The sequence below is a fragment of the Nocardia terrae genome (assembly GCF_009760405.1).
Lineage (GTDB): Bacteria > Actinomycetota > Actinomycetes > Mycobacteriales > Mycobacteriaceae > Nocardia > Nocardia terrae.
Window position 1 is genome coordinate 770,115 of record NZ_WRPP01000002.1, and the last position, 26,578, is coordinate 796,692.

The following is a 26,578-nucleotide window of genomic DNA, read 5'->3' on the forward strand; positions in this document are numbered from 1 at the left end:
CAGGTGCCACTTGTTTCTCGGCGGGATCAGTTGGTGCGGATGGTGAGGCCGGGGTTTTCGGAGAGGACGGTTTCGATCGGCTGGGAGGTGAGGATGTCGGAGGGGGTGCACTGGTGGTTTTTGCTGGTGCCGGCGCTCAGGAGGCCCAGGGCCTTGGTGCCGGTGATTACCGAGCCGCCGCTGTCGCCCTGGACGCTGCAGGTTTTGACGGTGAAGAAGCCCTCTACCTTGACCTTGCGGTCGGTGTTCGGGAGGCCGCCCTCGTTGAAGGATTGGCCGACCATGTCGACTGTGCCGCAGGTGTATCCGGTGATGGCGCCGGATTTGCAGGCGGGCATGTCGACTACAGGGGTGGCGGTGCCGTCGATGGCGATCGTGCCGGAGGTCGCGGCGGCGATGGGTTCGGTTGCGCTGTTGGAAGTTGAGCGGCCGGTGCTGCTGCCGGTGGAGGCGCGGTCGGCGCTGCCGCTCGATCCGCCGCCCGGCGGGGAATCGGGGGCGGGAGAGGGTTTGGCGCCGGGCTTGTCGGAGGGGCCGCCGACGACCAGGTTGTTGTGGAATCGGGCGGCCTGGTCGGCGTTGATCCGCAGGATCGAGTAGTCGCGCGGACCGAAGGCGGAGGCGGAGAAGGCTCCCAGTTCGTCGCCGAGCTCGCCGGGTACGTAGTCGTAGATCTTGTGCGGCTCAGTGGTTTTCGACGCCGGATCGACCAGGTTGTTGGGGTCGCAGTGGCCCGCGGAGATGGCGAACGCGTGTTCCTTGTCGCCTTCCTTGGTGGCGTTGAAACCCAGTGAGCATTTGCCGTAATGGGTTGCGTCGAAGGAGATCTCGTATGCCTGGCCGCCCTTGAAATCTTCGCCGGGCGCGGCGAGCGTGATCGGCACCCCCGGATCCATTCCCGGACCGGTCTGCGGTTCGTCGGACGCGATCAGTTCGACCGCCCCCAGCTCGCTCGGTACCTGCGCGCCACCGCTGGTGTAGAGCACCACCTTGTTGCGCCGGACATCGACCGCGTCCCCGATGAAGGCGTTCGCCGACTCGTGCGGCTGCCCCTCGATCCATCGCCGGACCGCGGCGCGCTGCTGCTGCAGGGCCGCGGCGCTGGTTCCGACCTTCACGACCTCGAATCCGGCCTGACGGGCGGCATTGGCGGCGGTGTCGAATCCGGTGCCGTCGGTGAGGGAGACCAGCGCGCGCCCGCCGTCCATTCGTACCCCGGCGAAGACCATCGGATACGCGGCGCGCGCGAGCTTCTCGAACTGGGCGAGCTGCTGCGCGACATCCGCGCGCCTCAGATACTCCGCCATGTCGATGTGCAGATCTCGCCGCACCGCGGTCTCCAGATCGGTCACGACCGCGCCCCCGCCCGAATCCTCGGGTACCGCGCTCGATACCGGCATGACGGCGGTCAGCATCGCTGTACAGCACGCGAGCACCGGAACAACAGTGGCCCGAATCCTTTGCCGCATCCGGCAAACTTACAGCTACCGCAGTGGTTTTCCCGGGACCTCCACAGCCGGACTTTCGCTCCCGGCAGCGAACCAGCGGTCTACCTGGGCCGGAACCGACGGCGGAGGACACCTTCACGAGGGCCGCCACTGGACAGTGTGGGTGTCCTGGGCCACGTCTGGCCCCGCACCCCGGGTCGGTCTTGTACGGTCCTGGCGGCGAACATGCTGAGCGATCACCATGGGCGACAACCCAGCGAGCTCCGAACCGACGCAGACCGGTCCGGAGCTCGCTGGCATATCGGAGCCTCAACGCAGGACGGTGCCGCTTTCCGCGCTCAGCAGCGGCAGTTCCGCGCGGGTCGGCGCGCCCTCCCAATCGCCGTGGGAGGCGACCGCGAACGCGCCCGTCGTGACGGCGCGATCGAGACGGGCGGGCAGCTCGGCGTCGTCGAGCAGGGCGGAGAGGTACCCGGCGACGAAGGCGTCACCGGCCCCGACCGGGTCGACCACGCGGACCGTGCGGGCGGGCCGGTGCAGTTCGCCGGTCGCGGTGTGGACCCGGGCCCCGCCCGCGCCGAGCTTGACCACCACCTCGCGAATCCCCAGATCCAGCAAGGGCTTGACCTGATCCGCGAGTTCGGACCCGGCCGAGGCCGGTGCCGCCAGCGGCAATTCGTCATCGGAGGCGATCAGCACGTCGACATACGGAGCCCACGACCGCATCACCTCACCCGCGACCGCCGAATCCCACAGGCGGGAACGGTAATTCACGTCCAGGCAGACCTGGACACCAGCCTCGCGAGCCAGCCGCAGGGCCCGATCCGCCGCGGCGCGGGGCGCGGGACCGAGCGCGGGTGTGATGCCGGTCAGGTGCAGCAGACGCGGCGAAGCGGCCGCGAAGGCCCGCTCGATCGCCTCGGGGCTCAGCCGCGACCCCGCCGAGCCGGCGCGGTAGTAGTGCACGCGGGTCAGATCGGGCAGGCGCGGCTCGAACAGCATCAGCCCGGTGGGCGCGCCCGGATCGACGGTGGCGGCGCCGAGGTCGACGCCCTCGGCGCGCAGGGTGCGCAACACCAGCTGCCCGGCCTCGTCGTCACCGACCGCGCCGGCCCAGCGCACCGGATGGCCGAGACGGGTCAGGCCGATCGCCACATTGCTCTCGGCCCCGGCGATCGAGATATCCAGGCTGCCACCGAGTTTGAGCGGTCCGCTGCCGCGCAACGCGATCATGGTCTCGCCGAAGGTGAGGACATCGTTCACGCGATCGCCTCCCGGAACCGGGCCGCGCGCCTGCGCAGTTCGCCCAGGTCACCCCCGTCGGCGGCATCACCGACGATGGGGGATCCCACCCCGACCGCGGTCGCGCCCAGCCGCAGGTAGTTCGCGGCCGCCTCGGCGTCCACGCCGCCGACCGGCACCAGCGGCAGCTCGGGGAACGGCCCGCGCAGCGCCTTGAAGTAGTCGGGTCCGCCGATGGAAGCGGGGAAGAGCTTGACGGCGGTGACCCCGGCCGCCCGCGCGGCCACGATCTCGGTCGGGGTGATCGCACCCCCCAGCACCGGCAGACCCAGCCGGACCGATTCCTCCACGCCCGCACCCAGACCCGGCGTCACCACGAAGTTCGCCCCCGCCTCGACGGCCCGGCGGGCGTCCTCGGCGGTGAGCACGGTGCCCGCGCCCAGCCACGCGTCCGGGCCGAGTTCGGCACGGGCCCTGCGGATCACCTCGAGCGCGCCGACCCCGGTCAGCGAAACCTCGACCAGCGGAACGCCTTCGGCCACCAGCGTGGTGACGGTGCGCAGGGAGGCGTCGGCGTCCTTGCCGCGAATGATGGCGACCAGGCGTTCCCGGCGCAGATCCTCGAGAAAATTCATTGCGCTACAACCTTCTTCGATAGTCGGCTCACCATTCGGCGAACGAGCCGTCGGTGTGACGCCACACCGGATTGCGCCACGCGTGCCCGGTGGCGTCGGCCTTGCGGACGGCGGTCTCGTCCACCTCCACACCCAAACCCGGCCGGTCGGTGCGTACCAGGTGCCCCTCCTGGAACCGGAACGGCTCCGGATCGGCCACGTAGTCCAGCACTTCCGCGCCCTGGTTGTAGTGGATGCCGATGGACTGCTCCTGGATCAGGAAATTCGGTGTGGTGAAGCCGACCTGCAGGCTCGACGCCAACGCCACCGGGCCCAGCGGGCAGTGCGGCGCGAGCTGCGCGCCGTACACCTCCGCCAGCGCCGCGATCCGGCGCAGCTCGGAAATGCCGCCCGCATGCGAGATGTCGGGCTGCAGGATCGCCACCCCGGACTGCAACGGCGCCAGGAACTCCCGCCGCGAATACAGCCGCTCGCCCAGCGCGATCGGGATATTGGAGGCGTTGACCAGATCGCCCATCACGTCCATGTGCTCGGAGAGCACCGGCTCCTCGACGAACATCGGGGCGTACTCGGCCAGCAGCGGCAGCAGCCGCCGCGCGTTGGCGGGGGAGACGCGGCCGTGGAAGTCCAGGCCGAAATCCCGGTCGTCGCCGAGGGTTTCGCGCGCGGTCTGCGCGCGGCCCAGCACATCGCGGACCTCGGCACGGGTGGCGACCGGCGACATCCGGCCGCAGCCGTTCATCTTCACGGCGGTGAAACCGGCCTCGATCTGCGCGGTCAGCGCCTCGCGGATCTCGCTGGGCTCATCGCCGCCCACCCAGGCGTAGGCGCGGACGCGGTCGCGCACCGGACCGCCGAGCAACTGGTACACCGGCACGTCGAGGTGCTTGCCCTTGATGTCCCACAGCGCCTGATCGAGCCCGGCGACCGCACTCGACAACACCGGACCGCCCCGATAGAAACCGCCCTTGGTCATGACCTGCCAGTGGTCCTCGATGCGCAGCGGATCGGTGCCGAGCAGGTATTCGGCGAGCACGTCGACCGCGGCGCGCACCGGTTCGGCGCGGCCCTCGACGACCGGTTCACCCCAGCCGACGATGCCGGCGTCGGTCTCCACGCGCACGAACATCCAGCGCGGGGGAGCCAGGAAGGTTTCGATTCGGGTGATTCTCATGGCCGGTCCTCGGGTCGAAGCTGTTGGGAGAGTTCGGGCTCGGGCAGATTCGCGAGCGCGTCGTCGCGCGCCGCCATGTCGAGCAGGAAGTTCACGGCCCGCCGCGCGGCCTCGGGATCGCGGGCCCGCACGGCCTCGGCGACGGCCGCGTGCAGGGGCACGGAATCGTCGAATTCGCCGGAGTGGACATGCATGTCGCGCTGTATCAGGCCCGGAATGATCAGGTGATGCAGCTGGCCGAAGAACCGGTTGTGGGAGGCGTCGAGCAGCGCGGTGTGAAAGTCCGCGTCGGCCTTGACCAGTGGCATCACCTCGGTGCCCGCGGCGGTCATCGCCGCGAGGGCGGCGTCGAGGGCGGCGAGGTCCTCGTCGGTGCGGTGCTCGGCGGCCAGCGCCGCGCTGGCCGGTTCGATGGCGCGGCGCAGCGCGCGCAGTTCGGTGTAGAACCCGTCGGTCACGCCCGCTCCGAGCTGCCAGCGCAGCACATCGGCGTCGAGCAGGTTCCACTGCTCGCGCGGCCGGACCACGGTCCCGCGCTTCTGCTTGGCCGCGACCAGCCCCTTGGCGGTGAGCACCTTGAGCGCCTCCCGCACCACGGTCTGACTCACGTCCAGCTCCGCGGTGGCAGCTGGCAAATCGATGGCTTCCGACTCGGGAAAGGTCCCATCGAAGATCCGCGTGGCCAACCACTCCACGGCATAGCCATGGGTCCCGCGTCCGGAATACCTCGAGCCGAGCAACCTGGAGGTACCCGAGCTGGGCTTCGTCATGGAATGCCTCCGCTGGTGTCCCGTATTGGATGGGTGTGCGCCGGTGTCGATCCTGGTGGCGACGGTTCATGGTAGAGGATTTTCAGGTATTTTATGAATTAATCTCTGATGGATAGCTATTCGATCTCGCCGAACTGGTAGCCGCGCGGCCGGTCGGTCTGGTGCCGGGAGCAAGGTCGCCGAGGCAGGGACTTTCGGCCCTACGGCGGGGTGCGGCGGCGGCCGAAGGTGTAGGGGTGCGCCTGATCGAGCGATCGACTCGTCGCCGTGTGCTGGTCACCGTGCGCGGTGTGGTGCAGGGTGTGGGCTTTCGGCCCTTCGTGTATCGGCTGGCCCGGGAACTCGGGCTGAGCGGGGATGTGCGCAATGCGGGTGGCAGCGTCGTCATCCGGATCGCGGGCAGCGCTGGGGAACTCACCGAATTCGTGGCGCGACTGCGGGAGTCGGCGCCGGTGGCGGCGCGCGTGGAGCAGGTGGAGGTTGTGCCGCTGGACTCGCGGATCGCCCTGGACCCGGGGTTCACGGTGGTGGCCAGCACCGCAGAGGATCGGGGAACACCGCGGGTGCCAACCGATCTGGCGACGTGTGCGGCGTGCCTTCGCGAGCTGTTCGATCCGGGCGATCGGCGCTACCGGTATCCCTTTCTCAACTGCACCGACTGCGGACCGCGGGCGACGGTCATCGACGCGCTGCCCTACGACCGGGAACGCACCACAATGCGGATCTTCCCGATGTGCCCGGATTGTCGAAGGGAGTATCGGGATCCGGCGGATCGGCGGTTCCACGCAGAGCCGACCACCTGTCCCGCATGCGGGCCGCGGCTGGCCTGGTCGGCCGAGCCGGAGAACTCCGGCGTTACCGGTGATGCCGCGCTCCTGGCGGCCTGCGCGACCGTGGTGTCCGGTGGCATCGTCGCCGTGAAGGGCATCGGCGGCTATCAGCTGATCTGCGACGCCGCGGCGGGGGAGACGGTGGCCCGGCTGCGGAAAACCAAACCGCGGCCGACGAAACCGCTGGCGGTCATGGCGCCCGACCTCGAGGCCGCCCGTGCGCTCGGCACGATCGACGAAGCGACCGCGACGCTGCTCGGGTCGGCTGCCGCGCCGATCGTGCTGATACCTCGCCGCGTGGACGCCCCGATCGCCGACGACGTCGCACCCGGGGTCGGATCGATCGGCGTGTTCCTGCCCTACAGCCCGCTGCATCATCTGCTGCTCGCCGAACTGCGGCGGCCGCTGGTGGTCACCAGCGGCAATCGCAGCGGTGCGCCGACCGTCATCGACGATCCAACTCCGTTGCGTCCCATCGTGGACGGCGTCCTCGCCCATGATCGGCCGATCCGGGCGCGCTATGACGATTCGGTGGTGCGCGTCATGGCCGGACGGACGCTGTCCGTGCGCCGCGCCCGCGGCTACGCGCCCGCGGCCCTACCGCTGCCGGTATCCGCCGCCGCGCCCGTGCTCGCGGTCGGCGCGCAGTTGAAACACACGCTGGCCGTCGCGGATTCGGATTCGGCGACCCTCGGACCCCATATCGGCGATCTCGCCGACGCCGAAACGCTCACGGCGTTCGAGGCTTCCGCGGCCGACCTGTGCCGATTGCTGGCGGTACAGCCGGAATTCGTCGCACACGACCGTCATCCCGCCTATCTGTCCACCCGGTACGCCCAGCGGTGGCCCGCGCATCGCCGCATCGCCGTCCAGCATCATCACGCCCACGTCGCCGCGACCGCCGCCGAGCACGGGATCACCGGGCCGTTCATCGGAATCGCCTTGGACGGACTGGGATTCGGTGATGACGGCACCTTCTGGGGTGGTGAGGTGCTGCTGGCGGACTACACCGGCTACCGCCGGTTCGGCCGCTTCGCCACCGCCCCGATGCCGGGCGGCGAGGCCGCGATCCGCCGCCCGGCGCGCATGGCGCTCGGATACCTGTTCGGCGCAGAGCGATTCGGGGTCGAACCCGAGCCGCCCGAGCCGGAGTTGCTGCACCGGATGGGCGAGCGGGAGGTCGCGGTCCTCCGCGCCATGATCGCGCGGCGGGTGAACTGCCCGCGCGCCTCGAGCGCCGGACGGCTGTTCGACGCCGTCGCGTCCCTGCTCGGCCTGTGCGACGACAACGGTTACGAGGGTGAGGCCGCCGCCCGGCTCGAGGCCGCCGCGACCGGGCATCCGGCGCGCGAACCGCTGCGCTGGGCACTGCATCGCCGCGCCGGACTGCTGGTCTACGACCCGGTCCCGACCCTGCGCCACCTCCTGGAGTCGACGGGCGACCACGCCGTCGGCGCGCTCGCGGCCCGCTTCCACCGCACCATCGCCGAGGTGGTGGTCGCGCTGGCCGCCGAAGCCGCCGCCGACAGCGGCACCGACACCGTCTGCCTGGGCGGCGGCGTCTTCCAGAACGCCCTGCTGACCACGCTCGTCCTCGACGGCCTCGCCGCAGCGGACCTCAACGCTTTCGCCGGAGAGCGGATTCCGATGAACGACGGCGGAATCAGCTACGGCCAGGCCGTGATCGCCGCCGCCCGCACGAACAGGAGTTGACCGATGTGCCTCGGAGTTCCCGGCCGCATCGTGACCGTCACCGACGACGGTCCGCTGCGCATGGCCACCATCGATTTCGACGGCGTCCGCCGAACCGTCTGCCTGGCCTATGTTCCCGACGCCGACCCCGGTGACTACGTCATCGTGCACGTCGGCTTCGCCATCAGCCGGGTCGACGAGATCGAGGCCGCCAAGACCCTCGCGGTGCTGCGGGCGATCCCCGACGCACTGGCCACCGAACTCGGACCGGAGGTTCAGACCCGATGAAGTACCTCGACGAATACCGGGATCCGATCCTGGCGCGCCGGCTGCTCGGCGAACTGCGGGCCGTCGCCACCCGGCCCTGGGCGATCATGGAGGTCTGCGGCGGGCAGACCCACACCCTGGTGCGGCAGGGGATCGACGACGTGCTGCCCGCCGGCATCCGGATGATCCACGGACCCGGCTGCCCGGTGTGCGTCACACCGCTGGAGATGATCGACCAGGCGGTGACGCTGGCCGCCCGGCCGGAGGTGATCTTCACCAGTTACGGTGACATGCTGCGGGTTCCGGGCAGCACCGGCGATCTGCTGGGCGTGAAGGCGCGCGGCGGCGATGTGCGCGTGGTGTACTCGCCGCTGGACGCGGTCACCATCGCCCGCGAGAACCCGGACCGCGAGGTCGTCTTCTTCGCCGTCGGCTTCGAGACCACCGCACCCGCCAACGCCATGGCGGTGCTGCACGCCGCCACCACCGGGGTCACGAATTTCAGCGTGCTGGTCAGCCATGTACTGGTGCCCCCGGCCATCGGCGCGATCCTCGACGCCCCGGACAACCAGGTGCAGGGCTTCCTGGCCGCCGGGCACGTGTGCGCGGTGATGGGCTGGACCGAATACGAGCCGATCGTCGAGAAATACCGGGTGCCCATCGTGGTCACCGGCTTCGAACCCCTCGACCTGCTCGAAGGCATCCTCATGACGGTGCGCCAACTCGAAAGCGGGCGAGCCGAACTGGAGAACCAGTACGTGCGCGCGGTCCGGCGCTCGGGCAATACCGAGGCTCAGGACGCCATCCGGCGCGTATTCCGGGTCACCGAACGCAATTGGCGCGGCATCGGCCCGATTCCCGACAGCGGACTCGTGCTCACCCCCGAATTCGCCTGGCACGACGCCCAACAGCGCTTCGGACTCGGTGCCGCCGCGGCGTCGACGGAGAACGCCGACTGCATCGCCGGGGACATCCTGCGCGGCACCGCGTTGCCCACCGCCTGCCCCGCCTACGCGACCCGCTGCACGCCCCGGCATCCGCTGGGCGCTCCCATGGTGTCCTCGGAGGGCACCTGCGCCGCCTTCTACACCGCGGGCCGCATGCCGATCGCGCTGGAGGTGCTGCGATGACCACCATTGATCCGCTCCGCGCCGATTGCGCAGTGCCGCACCGGGAATCCGACCGCGTCCTGCTCGGCCACGGCTCCGGCGGCCAGCTGATGGCCGAGCTCATCGACGAGGTGATCGTCGCCGAACTCGGCGAGACCGCGCCACTGCAGGACGCGGCTGTGGTCGATATCGCGGGCACCGGGGTGGTGTTCAGCACTGACAGCTTCGTGGTCACGCCACGCTTCTTCCCCGGCGGCGATATCGGCGCGCTCGCGGTGCACGGCACCGTCAACGACCTCGCCATGCGCGGCGCCCGCCCGGTGGCGCTGGCGCTGGCCTACGTCCTGGAGGAGGGGCTGCCCGTCGAGGAACTGCGGGCCATCACCGCCTCGGTCGCGAAATCGGCCGCCGCCTGCGGAATCCGGATCGTCACCGGCGACACGAAGGTGGTCGGGCGCGGCGCCGCCGACGGCATCTACATCACGACCACCGGCATCGGCGCGCGCCTGCCCGGCGCCGACCCCGACGCCACCCGCGGGCGGCCCGGGGACGTGATCCTGGTATCCGGGCCGATCGGCGCGCACGGGATGGCGATCCTGTGCGCCCGCGGCGGGCTCGGGCTGGAGGGCGAGATCCGTTCCGACACCGCGCCCCTGCACGAGCTGGTGGCCGCGATGATCGCCGCCTGCGGTCCGGATGTGCACGCGCTGCGCGACCCCACCCGCGGCGGATTGGCCAGCGCCCTCAACGAACTCGCGGCGGCCTCGGGGGTCGGCGTGGAGATCGAGGAGGCGGCGGTGCCGGTGCCGACGGCGGTCGCCGCCACCTGCGAACTGCTGGGCCTGGATCCATTGCACGTGGCCAATGAGGGCTGCCTGGTCGCGTTCGTCGCGCCGGAGGCGGCCGAGCGCGCGCTGGCCGCCATGCGCTCGGCGCCCGGTGGCGCGGGCGCGACGGTGATCGGCCGGGTGACCGACGGCCCCGCCGGGCGGGTCACCGCACGCACCCTGATGGGGGCGGGCCGGATCGTGGACATGCTGATCGGAGAACAGCTTCCGCGCATCTGCTGACCGGGCGGGTTCGGGCCCATCGGCCCGGAACCGGGGACCTTCGATGCTGCCCGCGGTCCACGGGCCGGACCAGACTCGAAACGGACGACCGTGTGAGAAACGGAGGTTCGGCATGACGATCGGCGACGCCGCGGTGATCGACCGCGCCGGTCTGGACCGGCTCGTGCGCGTACTGCGGGCACAGGGCTATCGGGTCATCGGCCCGCAAATGCGGGACAACGCCATCGTGCTGGACGAACTCGACGACCGCGTCCGGCTGCCCGCCGGCTGGGGTGTGCACACCGAACCGGGCCGCTACCGGCTGCACCGCCGCGAGGACGAGGCGGTCTTCGCGCATTCGGCCGGGCCCGGCTCCTGGAAACAGTTCCTGCACCCGCCGCACCGCAAGATCGCGGCGATCGACGCGAACCTGAATCTGGAACCGGCCGAGGAGATTCCGGCCCGCACCGCCTTCCTGGGCGTGCGCGGCTGCGATATGGCCGCCATCGCCACCCTCGGCCGGGTGCTCGGCGGCGGCGCGCATCCCGATCCGGGGTTCGCCGCCCGGCGCGCCGGGCTGTTCCTGATCGCGGTGAACTGCACCGAACCCGGGGGCGTGTGCTTCTGCGCGTCGATGGGCACCGGGCCGGGAGTCTCGGCCGGATACGATCTCGCGCTCACCGAACGCATCGACGACCTCGGTCACCGATTTCTGGTCGATGTGGGCAGCGAGGCGGGGGACCAGATCCTGTCCTCGCTGATCGCCGAACCGGCGGCCGAGAGCGATATCGCCACGGCACGAGCCGAAGTGGCCGCGGCCGCGGGGCGAATGGGCCGTGCCATGCCGAATGTCGATGTGCGCGAGGTGATTCGCGACTCCCGGGAATCCCCGCACTGGGCCGATGTCGCCAGCCGCTGCCTGACCTGCGCCAACTGCACCATGGTGTGCCCCACCTGCTTCTGCACCACCACCGAGGACGTCACCGACCTCACCGGCGACCACGCCGAACGCTGGGAACACTGGGCCTCCTGCTTCGAACTGGACTTCTCCTACCTGCACGGCGGCAGCGTGCGCCAATCGGGCGAGAGCCGATACCGCCAGTGGCTCAGCCACAAACTCGGCACCTGGCACGACCAGTTCGGCAGCTCCGGCTGCGTGGGCTGCGGACGCTGCATCGCCTGGTGCCCCGCTGGCATCGACCTGACGGCCGAGGTGACCCGGCTCGCCGACCTGCTCGAAGGAGCCGACCGTGATCAGCCCTGACGAACTGGCCGCCTTCGCCCCGCTGGCCTCCCTCGACCGCGCGAAACTGACCACCCTCGCCGCGGCGGGGCGTGACGTCGAGTATCCGGCCGGGCGGCGGCTGATCGTGGAAGGCCAACGGGCCGACCGGTGCTGGCTCATCCGGTCGGGACGGGTGCTGCTCGATGCCCACGTGCCCGGCCGCGACGACGTCGTGGTGCAATCCCTCGGGCCCGGGGATCTGCTCGGCTGGTCGTGGCTGGTTCCGCCCTACCGCTGGCATTTCGGCGCGGTCACCGCCGGACCGGTGCGGGCCATCGAATTCGACTCGGCCCGGCTGACCGAATTCGCCACCGCCGACCCGGCTTTCGGCCACGCCCTGACCCTGCTGCTGTTCGAGGCGCTGCTGGAACGCCTGCAGGCGACGCGGGCGCGGCTGCTCGATCTGTATCGCAATCCGGGCGAAACCTGCACCGCCGCACCGATCCGCCTCGGCGAGCCCGGAGCCGGGCGATGACCAGCGGAGCCGGCCTGCGCGCCGCGACGGACCCGGACACCATGCTTCCGTACCGGGTGAGCGAGCGCATCACCCAGACCCGCGACACCGTGACACTGCTGCTCACCCCCGTCGACGCTGCCGCGCAACGCTTTCGGGCCGGGCAGTTCATGATGCTGTACCGCTTCGGGGTCGGCGAGGTCGCCATCTCCATCAGCGGCAGTCCATGCGCGACCGGCGAGGTCCTCGAGCACACCATCCGATCGGTGGGCGCGGTCAGCGCGGCCCTGCACGACGCACCGGTCGGCGCGGCGATCGGGGTGCGCGGGCCGTTCGGAACCGGCTGGGATCTCGATTCCGCCACCGGTCGCGATCTGGTGATCGTCGGCGGGGGAGTCGGGTTCGCTCCGCTGCGGCCGGTCGTGCTCGAGGCTCTCGCGCGGCGCACCGAATACCGCAAGATCGTGCTCATCACCGGCGCCCGCACACCCGAGGACATCCTGTTCCGCTCCGACCAGCGGACGTGGCGGCGTGGCGGCCTGCTCGAAGTGCACCAGACCGTCGACCATCCCGCGCCCGGCTGGACCGGCGCCATCGGCTTCGTCACCGAACCGCTGGCCAAACTGGTCGTCGACCCGCAGAACACGACCGCCTTCCTGTGCGGTCCCGAGCCGATGATGCGGTTCTGCGCGAACACCCTGCTGCGCAAAGGCATACCGGCCACCGACATCCGGGTCTCGCTGGAGCGCAATATGCAATGCGGCGTCGCCCGGTGCGGGCACTGCCAGCTCGGACCGCTGCTGGTCTGCCGCGACGGACCCGTGGTGGATTACGGCGTCGCGGAACCACTGCTGTCGATCCGGGAGCTGTGATGGCCACTCCGACACTCGCGGTCTGGAAATTCACCTCCTGCGACGGCTGCCAGCTCACCCTGCTCGACTGCGAGGACGAGCTGCTCACCCTCGCCGGGCGGGTCCGCATCGCCCACTTCACCGAGGCGAGCAGCGCGGTCGAACCCGGACCCTACGACATCTCCCTGGTCGAGGGGTCGATCACCACGCCCGAGGAACTGCGCCGGATCACCGAGATCCGCGAACAGTCACGGATTCTCGTCACCATCGGCGCCTGCGCCTGCCACGGCGGCATCCAGGCCCTGCGGAATTTCGCCGACGTCAGCGAGTTCGCGGCAGTGGTTTACGCCAGCCCGCAATACATTTCGACACTGGACACCGCCACCCCGATCGCGGCGCACGTCACGGTCGATTACGAGCTGCGCGGCTGCCCGATCGACCGCCGCCAGCTGCTCGACACTCTGTGCGCCCTGCTGTCGGGGCGCGCACCGGACCTGCCGGACACCAGCGTGTGCACCGAATGCAAGCGGCGCGGCACCACCTGCGTCACCGTCGCCGACGGCATACCGTGCCTCGGACCCGTCACCCACGCCGGATGCGGGGCGCTGTGCCCGGCCTATCACCGGGGCTGCTTCGGGTGCTTCGGACCCATGACCAAGCCCAATATCGGTGCGCTGCTGCCGATTCTCAGCGTGAACGGCATGTCGACCACCGATATCGACCGGGTATTCGCCACCTTCGCGGTGGGCGCGCCCGCCTTCGCCGAGAGGAACCGGGATGAGCCATCGCAGTAGGCAGCTGCGCGTCAGTTCACTGGCCAGGGTGGAAGGCGAAGGGGCGCTGCGGGTCCTGGTGACCGACGGCCGGGTCGAACGCGCCGAACTGAACATCTACGAGCCGCCGCGCTTCTTCGAAGCGTTCCTGCGCGGGCGGGCCTACACCGAACCGCCCGACATCACCGCCCGCATCTGCGGCATCTGCCCGGTGGCGTACCAGACCAGCGCGTGCAACGCGCTCGAGCAGCTGTGCGAGGTCGAACTGGATCCGGAGCTGGCGGCGCTGCGGCGGCTGCTGTACTGCGGCGAATGGATCTCGAGTCACGCCTTGCACATTCATCTGCTGCACATTCCGGACTTCCTCGGCTACTCGGACGCCATCAGCCTGGCGCGTGATCACCGCGAACTCGTCGAGCAGGGGCTGGCCATGAAGAAGGCGGGCAACACCCTGCTCGAACTCATCGGCGGGCGCGCGATCCACCCGATCAACGTGCGCGTCGGCGGCTTCTACTCGACACCGAGCCGCGCCGCCCTCGCACCGGTCGCCGAACAACTGCGCGCCGCCTTGGAATACGCGGTCGACACCGCGCACTGGGCGGCCGAATTCGAATTTCCGGAGCTGGAACTCGACCATGATCTGCTGGCCGCCACCACGCCCGGCCGGTACGCCATCGAACAGGGCACTGTGCACACCAGCACCGGCATGAACTTTCCCGCCGCGGAATTCAGTGCCCACGTCGTCGAGGAACAGGTGCCGCACTCGACCGCCCTGCACGCGCGGCTCGACGGCAAGCGCTACCTGACCGGGCCGCTGGCGCGATACAGCTTGAATTCGGGGTCGCTCTCGCCGCTGGCCCGCGCGGTCGCCGCCGATATCGGGCTCGGCGCGGAATGCCGGAATCCGTTCCGCAGCATCCTGGTTCGCTCGGTCGAGGCGGTGTACGCCATCGACGAGGCCTTGCGGATCATCGCCGAGTACGAGCCTCCGCCGCGTCCGGCGGTGCCCTGCACGCCGCGCGCCGGCGTCGGGCACGGCGTCAGCGAGGCGCCGCGCGGACTGCTCTATCACCGCTACGAGGTGGACGACACCGGCACCGTTCGCGCGGCCACCATCATCCCGCCGACCTCGCAGAACCAGGCCGCCATCGAGGACGATCTGCGCCGCGTGGTGTCGGAGAATCTCGAACTCGACGATGCGGCGCTGACCACGCTGTGCGAGCGCACCATCCGCAATTACGACCCGTGCATCTCCTGCTCGGCTCATTTCCTCGAACTCGACCTGGTGCGGCGATGAGCGGGCGTGCCGTCGTGATCGGCGTCGGCAACGAATACCGCCACGACGACGGCATCGGGCCGCTCATCGCGGCGCAGTTCGACAAGCTGTCCCTGCCCGGGGTGTCCGTGGCGTTGTGCGACGGCGAACCCACGGGTCTGCTCGATATCTGGGCGGACACGGACCTGGCGATCGTCGTGGACGCCGTCCTGTGTGAACCGTCGACCCCCGGACGCATCTGGCGCACCACCATCGACGCGCTGCGCGGCGTCACCCACGCCGCGAGCTCCCACGCGCTCGGCATCCCGGACGCGCTGCCGCTGGGCAGGGTGCTCGGGCGGCTGCCCGCCGAACTGGTCGTGATCGCCGTCGAAGCCCAGTGCCTGGACCTCGGGGTGGGTTTATCCGACCCGGTCGCCGCCGCTGTTCCCGACATCGTGGCCGCCATCCGCGCCGAACTGGATCGCGTCCGGGACCAAAGCCCTTCCCCGGACGGGCTCCCGGGGCCCGGGGACCGGTGACGATCGCCCGCAGCCGCGGACCGTCCCCTCGCCGTACCGTGGAGTCGGTGCCATGCCGGGCACCGAAAAACGTTGGACCGGAATGGAGATCGCCATGGCAAACCAAACCGGCAGTGATCCGCATCTGCTCGCCTCGGCCACCGTGGTGGTCGGCGTCGACGGAACGCCCGGGGCGGACACGGCGCTGCGCTGGGCGGCGCACTACGCGGCCCGGCATCGACGGGCACTGTCGATCGTGCTCGGAATCGACCTGCTCGGCGTCACCGGTGTGCTCGGACCCTACGAGTCGGGATCGCCCGCGGTGCGGGAAGCCATGCGGAAACGCGGGCGCAAGCTGCTCGCCGACGCGCAGCAGACCGCGCGATCACTCGAACCCGGACTGCGCATCGCGACCCGCCTGTCCATGGAGAAGGGCAGCAACCTGCTGGTGGAACTGAGCGCCGCGGCGTTCGCGGTCGTGCTCGGCGTCAACCGGCACGCCGGGGCACTACGGCACGCGGGATCCACCTTGTTCGCGGTGACCGCGCACGCACAATCCCCGGTGATCGTGGTCCGCCCCGACCCCGACGGCACCATTCCCGAGGTCGGCCCCGTGGTCGTCGGCGTCGACGGCAGCCCCGTCAGCGAGGCCGCGATCGCCGCGGCCTTCGCCGAAGCCTCCGAACGCCGAGCCGAACTGGTCGCCGTCCACATCTGGAGCGACTGGGACTTCGGCGAATTCCTCGGCGAACCTTCACCGGTGCAACAACCCGGAGTGGAAACCGTCGAGGAGGCCATCCTCGCCGAACGCCTGGCCGGATACCGGGAAAAGTACCCCGACGTCCCGGTGTCCCACCGCATCTACATGTCCAACCCCGCCGACGAACTCTGGGAATGGTCGAAGATGGCCCAACTGATCGTGGTCGGCAACCGCGGCCGCGGCGGCTTCCTCGGCATGCTCCTCGGCTCCACCGCACACTCCCTGGTCCAGAACGCCCAGTGCCCCATCATGATCGTCCACCCGGCCCCCACTTCGTGAGGTGGCAGAGGTGCCGGCATAGACAGCCGATCGCTGAAACGCGCGCTCGGTGCTGGGCTGAGCGGTAGATTGCTCGAATATGGCTGAGCAGCCGAAGAATCCACACGATGCTTACTTTCGGCATGTCATGTCGGAGGCAACGGCTGCGGCGGGCGAGTTGCGAACTGTCCTACCGGAAACCGCTGCCGCACACGTGGATTGGGACGGCATGGAAATGCAATCGTGCAGTTTCGTGCCGAAGGAGCTGCGGTCGCGCTACACCGACGTGCTGTATCGGACCCGTTGGGATGGTCGAGACGCCTTCGTGTTCATGCTGATCGAGCATCAGAGCAGCACTGATGAGTTGATGGCGTTCCGGATGCTCGAGTACACAGTGGCGATCTGGAACCGCTACCTGCGGCGCCACCCGCATGCGCGGCGGCTGCCGGTGGTGATTCCAGTGGTTGTGCACTGCGATCCACGCGGGCATCGCTGGACCGCGCCGACCGAGTTGTCCGACCTGCTCGATGTCGACCCGGGCGTACGGTCGGCGCTGGGTGAGTGTCTGCCGCGGCTGCGGTTCCTGCTGGACGATCTGGGCGCGGTCGATGTGGCGGCCCTGCGGGCGCGGAAGCTGAGCGTAATAGCGAAAGTACTGTTCATCTCGTTGAAGATCGGTCCCGGCAATGCCCGGTTGGGACATGATCTGTTGCCGCTCGAGGGTGAATTGCGTTTGTTGGTATGAGTCGGATTTTGGCCCCAGTCAGCACGTCATGCAGACCGTAGACATCAACATCTCAAACGAACGATTCGCTGAGGCGTTGAAGGTCGCGAAAACCATGCCCAACCGCGGAATCGGCCTGGCACCCGTCGCGCAGGGTCGGCATCTGGTCGACAAGGCCGCCGCCGCAGTCCAACTGGGCCAATACCAACTTGCCCTCGATATGTTGCTGACCGCGGAGCGCATTGTCGGGAAGGAATGGGTCCGCTACCAGACCCTGCTCCGGACAGTGGTCAGCGTGCTTCTCCAACATGACAGGCGAAGCACACTGAGGGAGTTTGCTCACCGTGTGGGCGTGTCAGTTTGATCGCTATACCCTGAAGTCGCACCAGTACGTCGAGTGGACTGCGCAACAAACAGGCAGTGGTTGCACTCGTAAGACGCCGGATAGCCCTCGTGCGGGCCATGCTGCGTGATGGCACTGACCGAATCAGCCACTGCGAGACCTCCACTCTGCCGATCCGCTGTGCGGATCTGGTCGGTCGAACAAGTCGTAGCAGTCAGGTAATGTTCGACGCACTGCTGTTAGCGGGAAGTTTCCTGTTCAGGGGGTTGCTTTGACTGAGGTTGGGGATGGCGTGGCGGTTTTGCGGTCGGAGATTGCTGCGTTCTATGCCGGATTCGGCCAGCCCGATTTGCTGCGCCGCGCCTACGACGATGCTGTATTGGTGATTCCTTTGGCCGAGGGCGACGACGTCTACACCTCGCGAGTCCTTGGAATCGATTGGATCTGCGCCTTCACCAGCATCGAGGAGTACGCGCGCTACATGGTTGCTCGTGGAGTGCTGGAAGATCAGGAATACCGCTACCAGCGTTTGCTCGGAGCGAGGTTGACGGCATGGGCGGCAGCACGACCCGAACCAACGGGGGTATCGGTTGACTGTGTGGGGACGCAGCCGGTGGCGTTCCCACCTGAGCTGGCGGACGAAGCTGAAGAGGGGGCGAAGGTATGACCGAGGAGTTGAAGGTCGAGCCGGCGGTGCTCACGCAGGCCGCGAACGGGATCAACTCGATCATCGGGAGTCTGTCGGATCTGGGGATCAAGGAGACCGGCGCGTCGGGGCGGGGGTTCGCTCTGCTGGCGTTGTCGCCGTTGCAGGCGGGGAAGGCGTCGGTGCAGTCGACGTTCGAGACCTTCTGCAATCGGTGGTCGTGGGGTGTGCGCTCGCTGGTGCAGTCGGCCAACAGCATGGCGCAGTCGGTCGGGTTGGCGGCGGGTCGCTATCAGATGATGGATGAGCAGGCCAAGAACACGATCAAAGAGGTGTATTCCCAGCTGTTCTCCAATCCGCACCTGACGAAGGACCAGATCGACAAGCGGTCGTTGTCGGAGACGTTGTCCGACAACCCGTTCAACGCGCTCGCACATCCGGACTACAGCGCCAAGTCGTTTCAAGGCATGTCCGCCAAGATGCAGCTCGACGCCCAGGTAATCCAGACGGTCGGGCCGCAGGCCATGGCCAATGTCGCTACGCTGGGCAATCCCACCACCATCGTGACCACGACGCCCGGTACGACCGCACCAGGCTGGAACACGGGTGCACTGCAGCAGGCGGCGCAGATCTTGACTCCCGAAACCGGTGGGGCGAGCGGCGGCAAGGTGGGCCAGTAGGTGGGAATAGGGGACTGGCTCAACAACGTTGGGGACGCGGTCGAGAACGCCGTCGACGAGGTGGAGACCAAAGCCGGCTCGGTCATCGACCGCGGCGCGCACACGGTCGCGGACTTCGCTCGTGACCACGGCGCGGGCGGGGTCGCCGATGCGATCGATGAGATCGGTGATCAGATCTCCAACGCGTTGGGCGGGGAGATCGTCGAGAAGGAACTCGGCCAGACCAAGGACAAGACCGAGCTGATCCATGGTGAGCCGTCTGCCATTCACGATGTCTCGGGCAAGCTGAAGTCGATGTCGACCTCGATCGAGTCGACCGGCGACGCATTGCGCACGATCGATGTCGCGGATTGGACGGGAAAGGCCGCCACCGCGTTTCACACCGAGTTCGACAAGCAGCCCAAGATGTGGTGGACCGCCGGGGATGCGTTCGTCAAAGCGGCTGCGCACCTGGACAGCTGGTATTGGGCGGTGATGACTGCGCAAGCGAAAGCCCAAGAGGCGATCGATAAGTGGGAGGCCGCTGAGAAGGAAGAGAAGTCGAAGAAGTCGGCGTGGAATGGCTTGTCGGACAAGGAGAAGAAGGCCACTCCTCTGGTTGATACGTGGACCTCGATGCGTGAGGAGGCACGTGCGATTCTGAAGAATGCCCGTTCGCAGCGCGACAGCATCGCCTCTCAGGTCGTGAGTGGACTGCAGACCGAAACCCAAGAGGCCCCGAACGAGCCGCCGTTGTCGCAGCGGCTGAGCGCGGATCTCAGCGATCTGAAGGACGTCTACGACTACGGCAAGCTCAGCTTCGGCAGCGGATTGCTGACCTCGTTCTCCTCGATCGTTCAGTTCGCGCGCTCGACGAACATCACCGACCCGTACAACATCTCGCATCCGGCCGAATACTTCTCGAGCATGGCCGATCTGGGCACCGGGCTGGTGACCGCGGCCGCGGATCCGGGCGCGGTGGTCGATTCCGTGCTCTCTGACGCGCGGAAGAACCCATTCGAAACCGGCGGCGCGATCACCGGCAACATCATCCTCACCGTCATGACCGGCGGCGCGGGCACCGCACCCAAGGTCGCCGCAGAGACAGTGGAAGAGGCCACCAACGCCGTCCGCCTCACCGAAGTCACCACTAACGTCCTCAAGGACGCTCCCGCCGGGGTACCCAAGGGGTTGCCGCATGTCGAGACTCCCGCGGTGCCCGGTCGGGCGGCCCCAGCGGTCGAGCGGCCCGTCGAACCCTCTGCCGGATCGGGAAATCCAGCGGCGACCAAGCCGAATGGAGCTCAGCCGGGCGCTTCCGCGCCGCAGTCGCCAGGTGCGGGCGTACCAAAGCCGGACACAACCGGTCCCGCGCCAGCCGCGGCACCAGAAAGTGGGCCGGTGGCCGCTCCGCATCCGGACGGGACTGCGCCGCAACCACATCCGTCAGATGATCACCCCGGCGCCACGGAACCGGCAACCCCTCCGAGCCACCCCGATACGCCGACACACCCCGATGGCGCTACCACGCAACCCAACCCATCCGCAGAGCCCAAACCAGTCGAAGCGAACCACGATCCGTCCTCAGCCGGTCCGCACGCCGACCGCCCCGGACAACCGGGACTAGCGACCGACCAGCCAGGGCAGCCTGGCCTCGCGACCGACCGTGCGGCCAACGAAGAATCCCCCTCGGCACCACACACCGAACCGAATTCTCCAGCACCGCATAGCGAGGTGCCCGACAAAGGACATTCTCCCGCCGTTGATGATCAGCAGCCCCCGGCTGAGCACGATCCGTCTCATCGTGGAGATCCCGACGGGACGCATTCCGGCGGGCACGACCCCCAGCCGCAACACGAAACGCCATCAAACGAACACCAGCCCGAACCGGCGCCTCACGGGCAGCATCCCGGATTGGAAGATCACGCCGGTGCTGACCGACAGGCCCCGGACCACGCTCGCAGTGTTCATCCCGAGGACACCAGCGGGCTGAAGGACAAAACCTGCACCGAGGATCCGGTCGACATCGCCACCGGCGCTTTCCTGCTCCCGGAAACCGACGTCGACTTGGCTGGCGTTCTTGGGCTGGTACTGCGGCGCACCCACCGCTCCAGCTACGGATTCGGCCGCTGGTTCGGCCCTTCCTGGTCGGCGACGCTCGATACGCGTGTCATCGTCGACAAGGAAGGCATCACCTTCATCAGCGAAGACGGCGTCCTGCTCGCGTTTCCGCACGCCGACATCGGGATACCGGTGCAACCGATGGCAGGAGATCTTGGCTGGACCCTGACCCGTACCGAGGCTGGTAGCTACCAGGTGCGCGATCTGCAACGAGAACTGGTGTGGCACTTCGCGCCAGAATCTGGCCTCTCAGGTTTGGATGCCCGGTTGGGCAATCTTGCAGTGTCCGCAATCACCGACCGTCACCACAACCGCGTCCGATTCCATTATGACCATGAAGGCGTTCCTGTCGCGGTTTCGCACTCCGGCGGTTACCGAGTCGCCATCGAGAGCGCCGCAGGTCGAATCACCGGTTTGACCGTCGTCGACTCGGACGGCATCGGATCCGAGATACGCACGCGGGTGCGGGAATTCGCCTATAGCAGCGGGAATCTGGTCGCGGTGACCAATGCGACCGGTGCGACCACGCGATACACCTACGACACCCAGAATCGCATGTTGTCGTGGACCGACTCCAACGACAACAGCATGACCAACACATACGACGAGGCCGGACGCGTTGTGCGCCAACGGGGTACCGGTGGAGTGTTGAGCTGCGATCTTCAGTATGCGGACTTTCCCGATGGCACAGGTAGTTTGACCACGATCACTAGCTCCGTGGGTGCCGTGACGACACGCGGCTTCGACCGTGACCTGAGACTCCGTGATGTGGTAGACCCCGTCGGCGGGCATACTCATATCGACTACAACACAGCGCGAAATCCGCTGAAAGTTGTTGCCCCCGACGGTGCCACCACCACCTATGCCTATACCGATGACGGAGAGGTGGCTGGGGTCACGAGACCCGACGGTGCGACCATCGGCATCGATTACGAGTCCCGCAATCGGCCGACTGCTGTCGCCGAGCCCGACGGAAGTGTGCACCGTCAGGAATGGGACGAATCTGGAAACCTGCGTGCCGCCATCGACGCTGCCGGCACGCGAACAGAGTTCAACCACCACCCCAACGGTGCGATTGCTTCCGTTCTCGGACCTACTGGGGCGCGAACCGTTATCGAGGTCAACGGTGCCGGTCTGCCGGTGGCGATGACCGACCCTTCCGGCGCCGTAACCCGTATCGTCCGGGATGGCTCAGGTCGTCCTGTCGAAGTTGCTGATCCATTAGGGTCGGTAACCCGATTCGAATGGGCTGCAGACGGAAAACTGTTGCGCCGCACTGACCCCGACGGCAACGCCGAGTCTTGGCTCTGGGACGGCGAAGGTAACCTTCTAGGGCACACGGATCGCGCCGGAGCGGTTACCCGGCTCACCTACAGTGCATTCGATTTGCTCGAATCCCGCACTGACCCCGATGGATCAGTGACCCGCTACACCTGGGACACCGAGCGTCGACTCACCAGCGTCACAAATTCGCTGGGACAAATCTGGAGCTACGAATACGACATCGCGGGACGGCTGGTCGCCGAGACTGACTACAACGGTACGACCACCAGGTACACCCACGATCGTGCCGGTCGCGTCACGACTATCACGCCATCGGGCGGAACGACACGCCATCGGGCCTACGACGTCCTCGGGCGCGTCACCGAGATCTCCGCCGACAGCGGCGAATGGCTGCGCTACCGCCACGACGCCGCCGGGCGGGTACTCACCGCGACCTCCGGTCTCGGTACCGAGAAGATCCACTCCCTCGAATTCGCCTACAGCCCAACAGGACAACTGGTCGCCCAACAATTGGACGACCAGCCCGCGATGCGATTCGAACACGATGCCCTCGGTCACCGAACCCGTCGCACGACACCAACTGGTGGGGTGACAACCTGGCAGTGGGATTTCGCCGGTCGCGTCCGTGAACTCTCCAGCGACGGCCATCACATTGCCTTCGACTACGATCCGGCCAGCCAGATGATCGGTTGGCGGATTGGCGAAGTCGCGGTCCATCACACCCTGTCCGCTATCGGACGCACTGTCACCCAGACCGTGACCGGGTTCCCGAGCTCCTCACTGAATCTCGACTCACAATCTGAGATTCGTCCGGTCCCACACCCTATCCGGCGCGACAACTACGAGTATCGCCCCGACGGTTACCTCCGCAGCCACAGCCTTATCCGTCCGAATCAACCTACCGCTCAACACGATTACACCCTGGACCCGGCTGGCCGGGTCACCGCCATCATCGCGAACACCACTCTGGTCGAGTCGTACACCTACGACGCACTCAGCAATATCACCAGTTCAACCACCATCGCTGAATCGTCCGCGCCGACCGACAACCACACAACACCAACGGCTGTCGCCGTAGACGACCGCGGACACCAGGAAGCGGTGCGGGGCGATGGCCATCGCAAGTACCGCAACAACCTGCTAATTCAGGACGGGCGCACCAGGTACCGCTACGACAAGGCCGGACGGCTGATCCGCAGGAGTCGAGCCCGACTCTCACGCAAGCCGGAAGTCTGGCACTACAGCTACAATAGCTTCGATCAACTCACGGATCTCACGACGCCCGACGGTCAGCATTGGCACTACACCTACGATGCCCTCGGCCGTCGGATCTCCAAACAGCATGTCGACAGCGACGGCACCGTTCATGAGCGCGTGGACTACCTCTGGGACGGCACTCATGTCATCGAACAGACAACATCGGGCTCGTCGACACGCTGGCAGTACCGACCGGGCACCGACAACCCCATCGCTCAGACCACAGCTGGCGAATCCGTCGACTCCGAGTTCTACGCGATCATCACCGATCTCGTCGGAACTCCGGTCGAACTCGTAAACCCTGACACCACACAGATCGTCGGTGAAGCTACCTCGGACCTGTGGGGCGAAACCACCTGGCAGGGCGAAGCCGCTACAGCGCTGCGCTTCCCCGGACAGATCCACGACCCCGAGAGCGGGCTCCACTACAACCTGAATCGCTACTACGACCCTGCTACCGGTCGCTACCTCACACAGGACCCACTTGGACTGACGCCGGCACCCAACCCCAACACCTATCCGCACAACCCCACAGCGTGGGTCGACCCGCTTGGCCTGTGCCCCGGCGAGGTACGCGACACCTACCGCGGCGATTCTCAGAACAGCCCCGGCGGCCGCCATGGTCCCAGTGTGAGCATCGACCAGGTGAAGATGGAACTGGGTCGGGCAGGCATGCCCGTCAACCAATACGACATCGTTCACGTTCCAACAATTCGAACCCCAGACGGGATAGCCTACGGAAACAGTCCACACATCGCCGGTATCCCGGATTTGGGCCCACGCGGGCTTCCTAAGATCGAAATTTCGGATATTGGATTGCGAAATATGGATGAAGCGGTTGCCACTATCTTCCATGAAATATACCACCACAAACACTTCAAGTTGACGCTGAACTCCGGAAATACGTGGGGCGGCTCCGAAGCGTCTGCGGAAGATTTTGGTCAACGCATGCTTTCCGAATTTCAGAAACGGAGAAACAAATGACAACTCGGTGTGCAGCATGAGGGAATACGACTCCACTCAGGTGGAAGAACTACTCTCAGGTCCACGATTCACTGAGGACCCAACTGAACGAACCTGCCCAGCCTGCGGAAACCGGGCTGTGCGCACGTACATGTACCGGAATGTTGGCACGCATCGCACAACGCGCATTACCTACTCGTGGTGTGCGGTTTGCCGACGATTCAAAGGATGGACCGGCCCGGATCTCGGTGACCTGACATTCTCGGATCCACTCGGATCGCTTTCTGCGGCGGATCGGCGCGAAATGGAGAAGGACTTCGACCGCTTTTTTGAAACTCTCGACAAACTTTGGGATGCTGGAGAGCTTCCGCAACAGTTTGATCGGAAACCCAGCTGAGGAGAAACATGGCGGCACTGGCCAGGGAAGAACTAATTGAACTCGTTACCCGACTGTACGAAGGTCAAGGTGACGAAACTGAGCAAGATGCATGGCTGCAGACGCTCAAAGACTCGGTAGCCGACCCCCGGATCAGCGACTACATCTTCTGGGACAACTCGAACCCCCGACTGACGCCGGAACAGATCGTTGACAAGGCGCTGGCGTACCGGCTGATTGCACTCGGCGGTCCAGAATAGGTCGCGTTGCCGACGGGAGACAGGGTTGGTGAAGCTGTTGCATCGACACGTCATTCCGAGTCTTTCGGAGACCAAGCCGACTTCTCGGCCGTTCCGAAACATGTTGCTGTAGGGTATTTTTCGGCTTTCACGGTGATTTTTGCGGCGGCTGCGGTGATCGGATCAATCCGCAACAGGGCACTCAGCGCCGAGAGGTGTGCCGTCACCGCTTGAAGGAGAGCCGGAAGTTCGGTCCGTACGGCGGTGCCCGCCTGCGAGGAGCAGGCGGTCCATTGAAACACTTCAAGGACGCGTCCAGTCGCTGCGATCAGGTCGCACAGCGCACGTATTAAGGCGCGAGGATCGACGCTGTCGTCGCTGTTGCTGCGGTCTGCCAAGCGCGTGATGGTGGTGGGTATGGCGGTGACGTCGTGCAGTCGAAGCAGGTAGAGGACGACGTCACCGATCTCTTCGGCGAGATTGGGGTCACCGATAGCACGAACTGGTTCGGGGCAATCGACGAGTCGGCCGACCGCCTCAGCAAGCTCACCGACCTCACCACCCAGCGCCATGGCCAGGTTCTTGGGGGTGTGGAACTGCTCCCAGTTCCGGTCGCGCGCAAACTTGCGCTGAGCCGCCACAAGAACCTCAACACCATCCATGTCTTGAGGCGGTACCTGCCTAAGCATCACTGCCTATCGCCATAACCCTGCACGACCACCGCGGGTGATGCGTACTACCGGACGATCCATGAGGCTGACAAGCCCCGGACGGATGCGGACGCGATCAAGCTTGCGAAGGAGATGGGGCATCTCTCGATCGAGGAGGCCGGGAGGCCGTCTTATCTGGCGGACTACCTGGACGACGTCGCAGACGTAGCGCCGGCTGCTGCTCAGATGCAGTACGTCGTGCTGTCGGGCACATTCACCATGCTGACGCTGCAAGGCCATTTCGATGTCAGCCTCATGGCACCGGTCCCGCGGCCTGAACGGGGACCAGGGGACCAGCGGGCGTTGTCGCCGAGTCAGCGAGGCCAGTTCTACGACCTCATCGTCTCCCGGCAGCTGAAATCCGGGTATTTCCGGGTGCTGGTATTGACGATGCTGGGCACGGGGATTCGTCCCGGAGAAGCACTCGCAGTCAGATGGGACGACATCGCCGGGCTGGAGGATTCATCTGTCGAGAACGCCATCATGCATGTGAGTGGCACTGTCGTGAAGCTCCGTCTCTACGGAACAAGGACCTTCCGGCAGAACAAGCGCAAGCATCGAAAGGAAGGCTTCGGGTACTACATCGCGTTGCCCCGGTGGCTCACCGCGGAGCTGCGCGAGTGGAAGTCTCACTGCTCTCCGACGTCGGACGAACTGCCGGTCTTCATGTCGAACCGCGGAAGTGTGATCGCACCGTGCACAGCGCACCGTGTGCTCAGCCGTGTCCGTGGTGGGACAGAGCTGTCGTGGGTGAAGTTCGGCAACCTTCGGGACACTGTCGCGACGCACGTGGCGGGCACGACCGGTGACGCCCGGCGGGCGAGCGCGTAGTTGGGGCACTTGGACGGCGCTGGAATCGCTACCCGGCACTACATCGACCCGG

The 26,578-nt window shown here is 67.1% G+C and carries 24 protein-coding genes; 18 read left to right on the plus strand and 6 right to left on the minus strand.

All coding sequences use genetic code 11. From position 1 onward, the window contains the following. Window positions 1-26: 26 nt before the first annotated feature. The 5 genes from GPX89_RS13485 to GPX89_RS13505 form a co-directional block, all read right to left on the minus strand. The gene (locus tag GPX89_RS13485; RefSeq protein WP_157387782.1) at window positions 27-1,469 is read right to left on the minus strand and encodes a S1 family peptidase; all 1,443 of its coding nucleotides are present in this window, start codon (window positions 1,467-1,469) and stop codon (window positions 27-29) included. Window positions 1,470-1,757: 288 nt separating this feature from the next. Next, a complete protein-coding gene (locus GPX89_RS13490; RefSeq protein WP_328601793.1) occupies window positions 1,758-2,711 on the minus strand; it encodes a sugar kinase in 954 nt (317 codons plus the stop codon). Continuing rightward, window positions 2,708-3,325: a bifunctional 4-hydroxy-2-oxoglutarate aldolase/2-dehydro-3-deoxy-phosphogluconate aldolase gene (locus GPX89_RS13495; protein ID WP_157387783.1), complete on the minus strand. Its 618-nt coding sequence runs from the start codon at window positions 3,323-3,325 to the stop codon at window positions 2,708-2,710. Before GPX89_RS13495 ends, GPX89_RS13490 begins: the two co-directional genes overlap by 4 nt. A 28-nt stretch (window positions 3,326-3,353) precedes the next feature. Then, window positions 3,354-4,499 (minus strand): galactonate dehydratase, encoded by a 1,146-nt coding sequence (gene dgoD / locus GPX89_RS13500; RefSeq protein ID WP_157387784.1) that lies wholly within the window; start codon window positions 4,497-4,499, stop codon window positions 3,354-3,356. After that, window positions 4,496-5,269: a FadR/GntR family transcriptional regulator gene (locus GPX89_RS13505; protein ID WP_157387785.1), complete on the minus strand. Its 774-nt coding sequence runs from the start codon at window positions 5,267-5,269 to the stop codon at window positions 4,496-4,498. The genes dgoD and GPX89_RS13505 overlap by 4 nt, the downstream gene beginning before the upstream one ends. 236 nt (window positions 5,270-5,505) lie before the next feature. Between GPX89_RS13505 and hypF the strand changes: the two genes are divergently transcribed. The 17 genes from hypF to GPX89_RS13590 all read left to right on the plus strand — a co-directional run bounded on the left by hypF (window position 5,506) and on the right by GPX89_RS13590 (window position 25,006). Then, window positions 5,506-7,812: a carbamoyltransferase HypF gene (gene hypF / locus GPX89_RS13510; protein WP_198347407.1), complete on the plus strand. Its 2,307-nt coding sequence runs from the start codon at window positions 5,506-5,508 to the stop codon at window positions 7,810-7,812. 3 nt (window positions 7,813-7,815) lie between these two features. Beyond that, a complete protein-coding gene (locus GPX89_RS13515) occupies window positions 7,816-8,079 on the plus strand; it encodes a HypC/HybG/HupF family hydrogenase formation chaperone (protein ID WP_157387786.1) in 264 nt (87 codons plus the stop codon). Beyond that, entirely contained in the window at window positions 8,076-9,188 is a 1,113-nt protein-coding gene (gene hypD, locus GPX89_RS13520) for a hydrogenase formation protein HypD (protein WP_157387787.1), read from the plus strand. Before GPX89_RS13515 ends, hypD begins: the two co-directional genes overlap by 4 nt. Further along, entirely contained in the window at window positions 9,185-10,237 is a 1,053-nt protein-coding gene (gene hypE / locus GPX89_RS13525) for a hydrogenase expression/formation protein HypE (RefSeq protein WP_157387788.1), read from the plus strand. The genes hypD and hypE overlap by 4 nt, the downstream gene beginning before the upstream one ends. Before the next feature lie 112 nt (window positions 10,238-10,349). Beyond that, complete coding sequence (locus tag GPX89_RS13530) at window positions 10,350-11,480, plus strand: 4Fe-4S dicluster domain-containing protein (RefSeq protein ID WP_157387789.1); 1,131 nt, start codon at window positions 10,350-10,352, stop codon at window positions 11,478-11,480. Next, window positions 11,467-11,976: a cyclic nucleotide-binding domain-containing protein gene (locus GPX89_RS13535; RefSeq protein WP_198347408.1), complete on the plus strand. Its 510-nt coding sequence runs from the start codon at window positions 11,467-11,469 to the stop codon at window positions 11,974-11,976. The genes GPX89_RS13530 and GPX89_RS13535 overlap by 14 nt, the downstream gene beginning before the upstream one ends. Continuing rightward, window positions 11,973-12,827, plus strand: a complete 855-nt coding sequence (locus tag GPX89_RS13540) for an FAD/NAD(P)-binding protein (RefSeq protein ID WP_157387790.1) — start codon at window positions 11,973-11,975, stop codon at window positions 12,825-12,827. The genes GPX89_RS13535 and GPX89_RS13540 overlap by 4 nt, the downstream gene beginning before the upstream one ends. Further along, window positions 12,827-13,600 (plus strand): NADH-quinone oxidoreductase subunit B family protein, encoded by a 774-nt coding sequence (locus GPX89_RS13545; RefSeq protein WP_157387791.1) that lies wholly within the window; start codon window positions 12,827-12,829, stop codon window positions 13,598-13,600. The genes GPX89_RS13540 and GPX89_RS13545 overlap by 1 nt, the downstream gene beginning before the upstream one ends. Then, window positions 13,584-14,876, plus strand: coding sequence for a Ni/Fe hydrogenase subunit alpha (locus tag GPX89_RS13550; RefSeq protein ID WP_157387792.1), 1,293 nt, complete (start codon window positions 13,584-13,586; stop codon window positions 14,874-14,876). Before GPX89_RS13545 ends, GPX89_RS13550 begins: the two co-directional genes overlap by 17 nt. Then, on the plus strand, window positions 14,873-15,376 hold the full coding sequence (locus GPX89_RS13555) for a hydrogenase maturation protease (RefSeq protein WP_157387793.1): 504 nt from the start codon (window positions 14,873-14,875) through the stop codon (window positions 15,374-15,376). The genes GPX89_RS13550 and GPX89_RS13555 overlap by 4 nt, the downstream gene beginning before the upstream one ends. 94 nt (window positions 15,377-15,470) lie before the next feature. Beyond that, window positions 15,471-16,394: a universal stress protein gene (locus GPX89_RS13560; RefSeq protein WP_157387794.1), complete on the plus strand. Its 924-nt coding sequence runs from the start codon at window positions 15,471-15,473 to the stop codon at window positions 16,392-16,394. A gap of 79 nt (window positions 16,395-16,473) precedes the next feature. After that, window positions 16,474-17,118, plus strand: coding sequence for an Rpn family recombination-promoting nuclease/putative transposase (locus GPX89_RS13565; RefSeq protein WP_157387795.1), 645 nt, complete (start codon window positions 16,474-16,476; stop codon window positions 17,116-17,118). 28 nt (window positions 17,119-17,146) lie between these two features. Continuing rightward, window positions 17,147-17,461 (plus strand): hypothetical protein, encoded by a 315-nt coding sequence (locus GPX89_RS13570; RefSeq protein ID WP_157387796.1) that lies wholly within the window; start codon window positions 17,147-17,149, stop codon window positions 17,459-17,461. A 271-nt stretch (window positions 17,462-17,732) separates the two neighbouring features. Beyond that, window positions 17,733-18,107, plus strand: a complete 375-nt coding sequence (locus GPX89_RS13575; protein WP_157387797.1) for a hypothetical protein — start codon at window positions 17,733-17,735, stop codon at window positions 18,105-18,107. Continuing rightward, a complete protein-coding gene (locus tag GPX89_RS13580) occupies window positions 18,104-18,766 on the plus strand; it encodes a hypothetical protein (RefSeq protein ID WP_157387798.1) in 663 nt (220 codons plus the stop codon). The genes GPX89_RS13575 and GPX89_RS13580 overlap by 4 nt, the downstream gene beginning before the upstream one ends. After that, window positions 18,767-24,391: a putative T7SS-secreted protein gene (locus tag GPX89_RS13585; protein ID WP_157387799.1), complete on the plus strand. Its 5,625-nt coding sequence runs from the start codon at window positions 18,767-18,769 to the stop codon at window positions 24,389-24,391. It begins immediately after the preceding gene. Between the two features lie 384 nt (window positions 24,392-24,775). Continuing rightward, on the plus strand, window positions 24,776-25,006 hold the full coding sequence (locus tag GPX89_RS13590) for a bacteriocin immunity protein (RefSeq protein ID WP_198347410.1): 231 nt from the start codon (window positions 24,776-24,778) through the stop codon (window positions 25,004-25,006). Window positions 25,007-25,056: 50 nt separating this feature from the next. Here GPX89_RS13590 and GPX89_RS13595 read toward each other — a convergent pair whose 3' ends face one another. Continuing rightward, the gene (locus GPX89_RS13595; RefSeq protein WP_157387800.1) at window positions 25,057-25,647 is read right to left on the minus strand and encodes a MazG nucleotide pyrophosphohydrolase domain-containing protein; all 591 of its coding nucleotides are present in this window, start codon (window positions 25,645-25,647) and stop codon (window positions 25,057-25,059) included. Window positions 25,648-25,788: 141 nt separating this feature from the next. Between GPX89_RS13595 and GPX89_RS13600 the strand changes: the two genes are divergently transcribed. Continuing rightward, window positions 25,789-26,526, plus strand: coding sequence for a site-specific integrase (locus tag GPX89_RS13600; RefSeq protein ID WP_157387801.1), 738 nt, complete (start codon window positions 25,789-25,791; stop codon window positions 26,524-26,526). Window positions 26,527-26,578 lie beyond the last annotated feature (52 nt).

What these genes read in the sequence shown, in the direction of transcription:
- GPX89_RS13580 (WP_157387798.1), top strand. Translation starts at nt 18,104, where the DNA reads ATGACCGAGGAGTTGAAGGTCGAGCCGGCGGTGCTCACGCAGGCCGCG.
- GPX89_RS13590 (WP_198347410.1), top strand. Translation starts at nt 24,776, where the DNA reads ATGGCGGCACTGGCCAGGGAAGAACTAATTGAACTCGTTACCCGACTG.
- GPX89_RS13495 (WP_157387783.1), bottom strand. Translation starts at nt 3,325, where the DNA reads ATGAATTTTCTCGAGGATCTGCGCCGGGAACGCCTGGTCGCCATCATT.
- hypD (WP_157387787.1), top strand. Translation starts at nt 8,076, where the DNA reads ATGAAGTACCTCGACGAATACCGGGATCCGATCCTGGCGCGCCGGCTG.
- GPX89_RS13515 (WP_157387786.1), top strand. Translation starts at nt 7,816, where the DNA reads ATGTGCCTCGGAGTTCCCGGCCGCATCGTGACCGTCACCGACGACGGT.
- GPX89_RS13570 (WP_157387796.1), top strand. Translation starts at nt 17,147, where the DNA reads ATGCAGACCGTAGACATCAACATCTCAAACGAACGATTCGCTGAGGCG.
- GPX89_RS13530 (WP_157387789.1), top strand. Translation starts at nt 10,350, where the DNA reads ATGACGATCGGCGACGCCGCGGTGATCGACCGCGCCGGTCTGGACCGG.
- GPX89_RS13595 (WP_157387800.1), bottom strand. Translation starts at nt 25,647, where the DNA reads ATGGATGGTGTTGAGGTTCTTGTGGCGGCTCAGCGCAAGTTTGCGCGC.
- GPX89_RS13600 (WP_157387801.1), top strand. Translation starts at nt 25,789, where the DNA reads ATGGGGCATCTCTCGATCGAGGAGGCCGGGAGGCCGTCTTATCTGGCG.
- GPX89_RS13560 (WP_157387794.1), top strand. Translation starts at nt 15,471, where the DNA reads ATGGCAAACCAAACCGGCAGTGATCCGCATCTGCTCGCCTCGGCCACC.
- GPX89_RS13550 (WP_157387792.1), top strand. Translation starts at nt 13,584, where the DNA reads ATGAGCCATCGCAGTAGGCAGCTGCGCGTCAGTTCACTGGCCAGGGTG.
- hypE (WP_157387788.1), top strand. Translation starts at nt 9,185, where the DNA reads ATGACCACCATTGATCCGCTCCGCGCCGATTGCGCAGTGCCGCACCGG.
- GPX89_RS13505 (WP_157387785.1), bottom strand. Translation starts at nt 5,269, where the DNA reads ATGACGAAGCCCAGCTCGGGTACCTCCAGGTTGCTCGGCTCGAGGTAT.
- GPX89_RS13555 (WP_157387793.1), top strand. Translation starts at nt 14,873, where the DNA reads ATGAGCGGGCGTGCCGTCGTGATCGGCGTCGGCAACGAATACCGCCAC.
- GPX89_RS13540 (WP_157387790.1), top strand. Translation starts at nt 11,973, where the DNA reads ATGACCAGCGGAGCCGGCCTGCGCGCCGCGACGGACCCGGACACCATG.
- GPX89_RS13565 (WP_157387795.1), top strand. Translation starts at nt 16,474, where the DNA reads ATGGCTGAGCAGCCGAAGAATCCACACGATGCTTACTTTCGGCATGTC.
- GPX89_RS13485 (WP_157387782.1), bottom strand. Translation starts at nt 1,469, where the DNA reads ATGCGGCAAAGGATTCGGGCCACTGTTGTTCCGGTGCTCGCGTGCTGT.
- GPX89_RS13545 (WP_157387791.1), top strand. Translation starts at nt 12,827, where the DNA reads ATGGCCACTCCGACACTCGCGGTCTGGAAATTCACCTCCTGCGACGGC.
- dgoD (WP_157387784.1), bottom strand. Translation starts at nt 4,499, where the DNA reads ATGAGAATCACCCGAATCGAAACCTTCCTGGCTCCCCCGCGCTGGATG.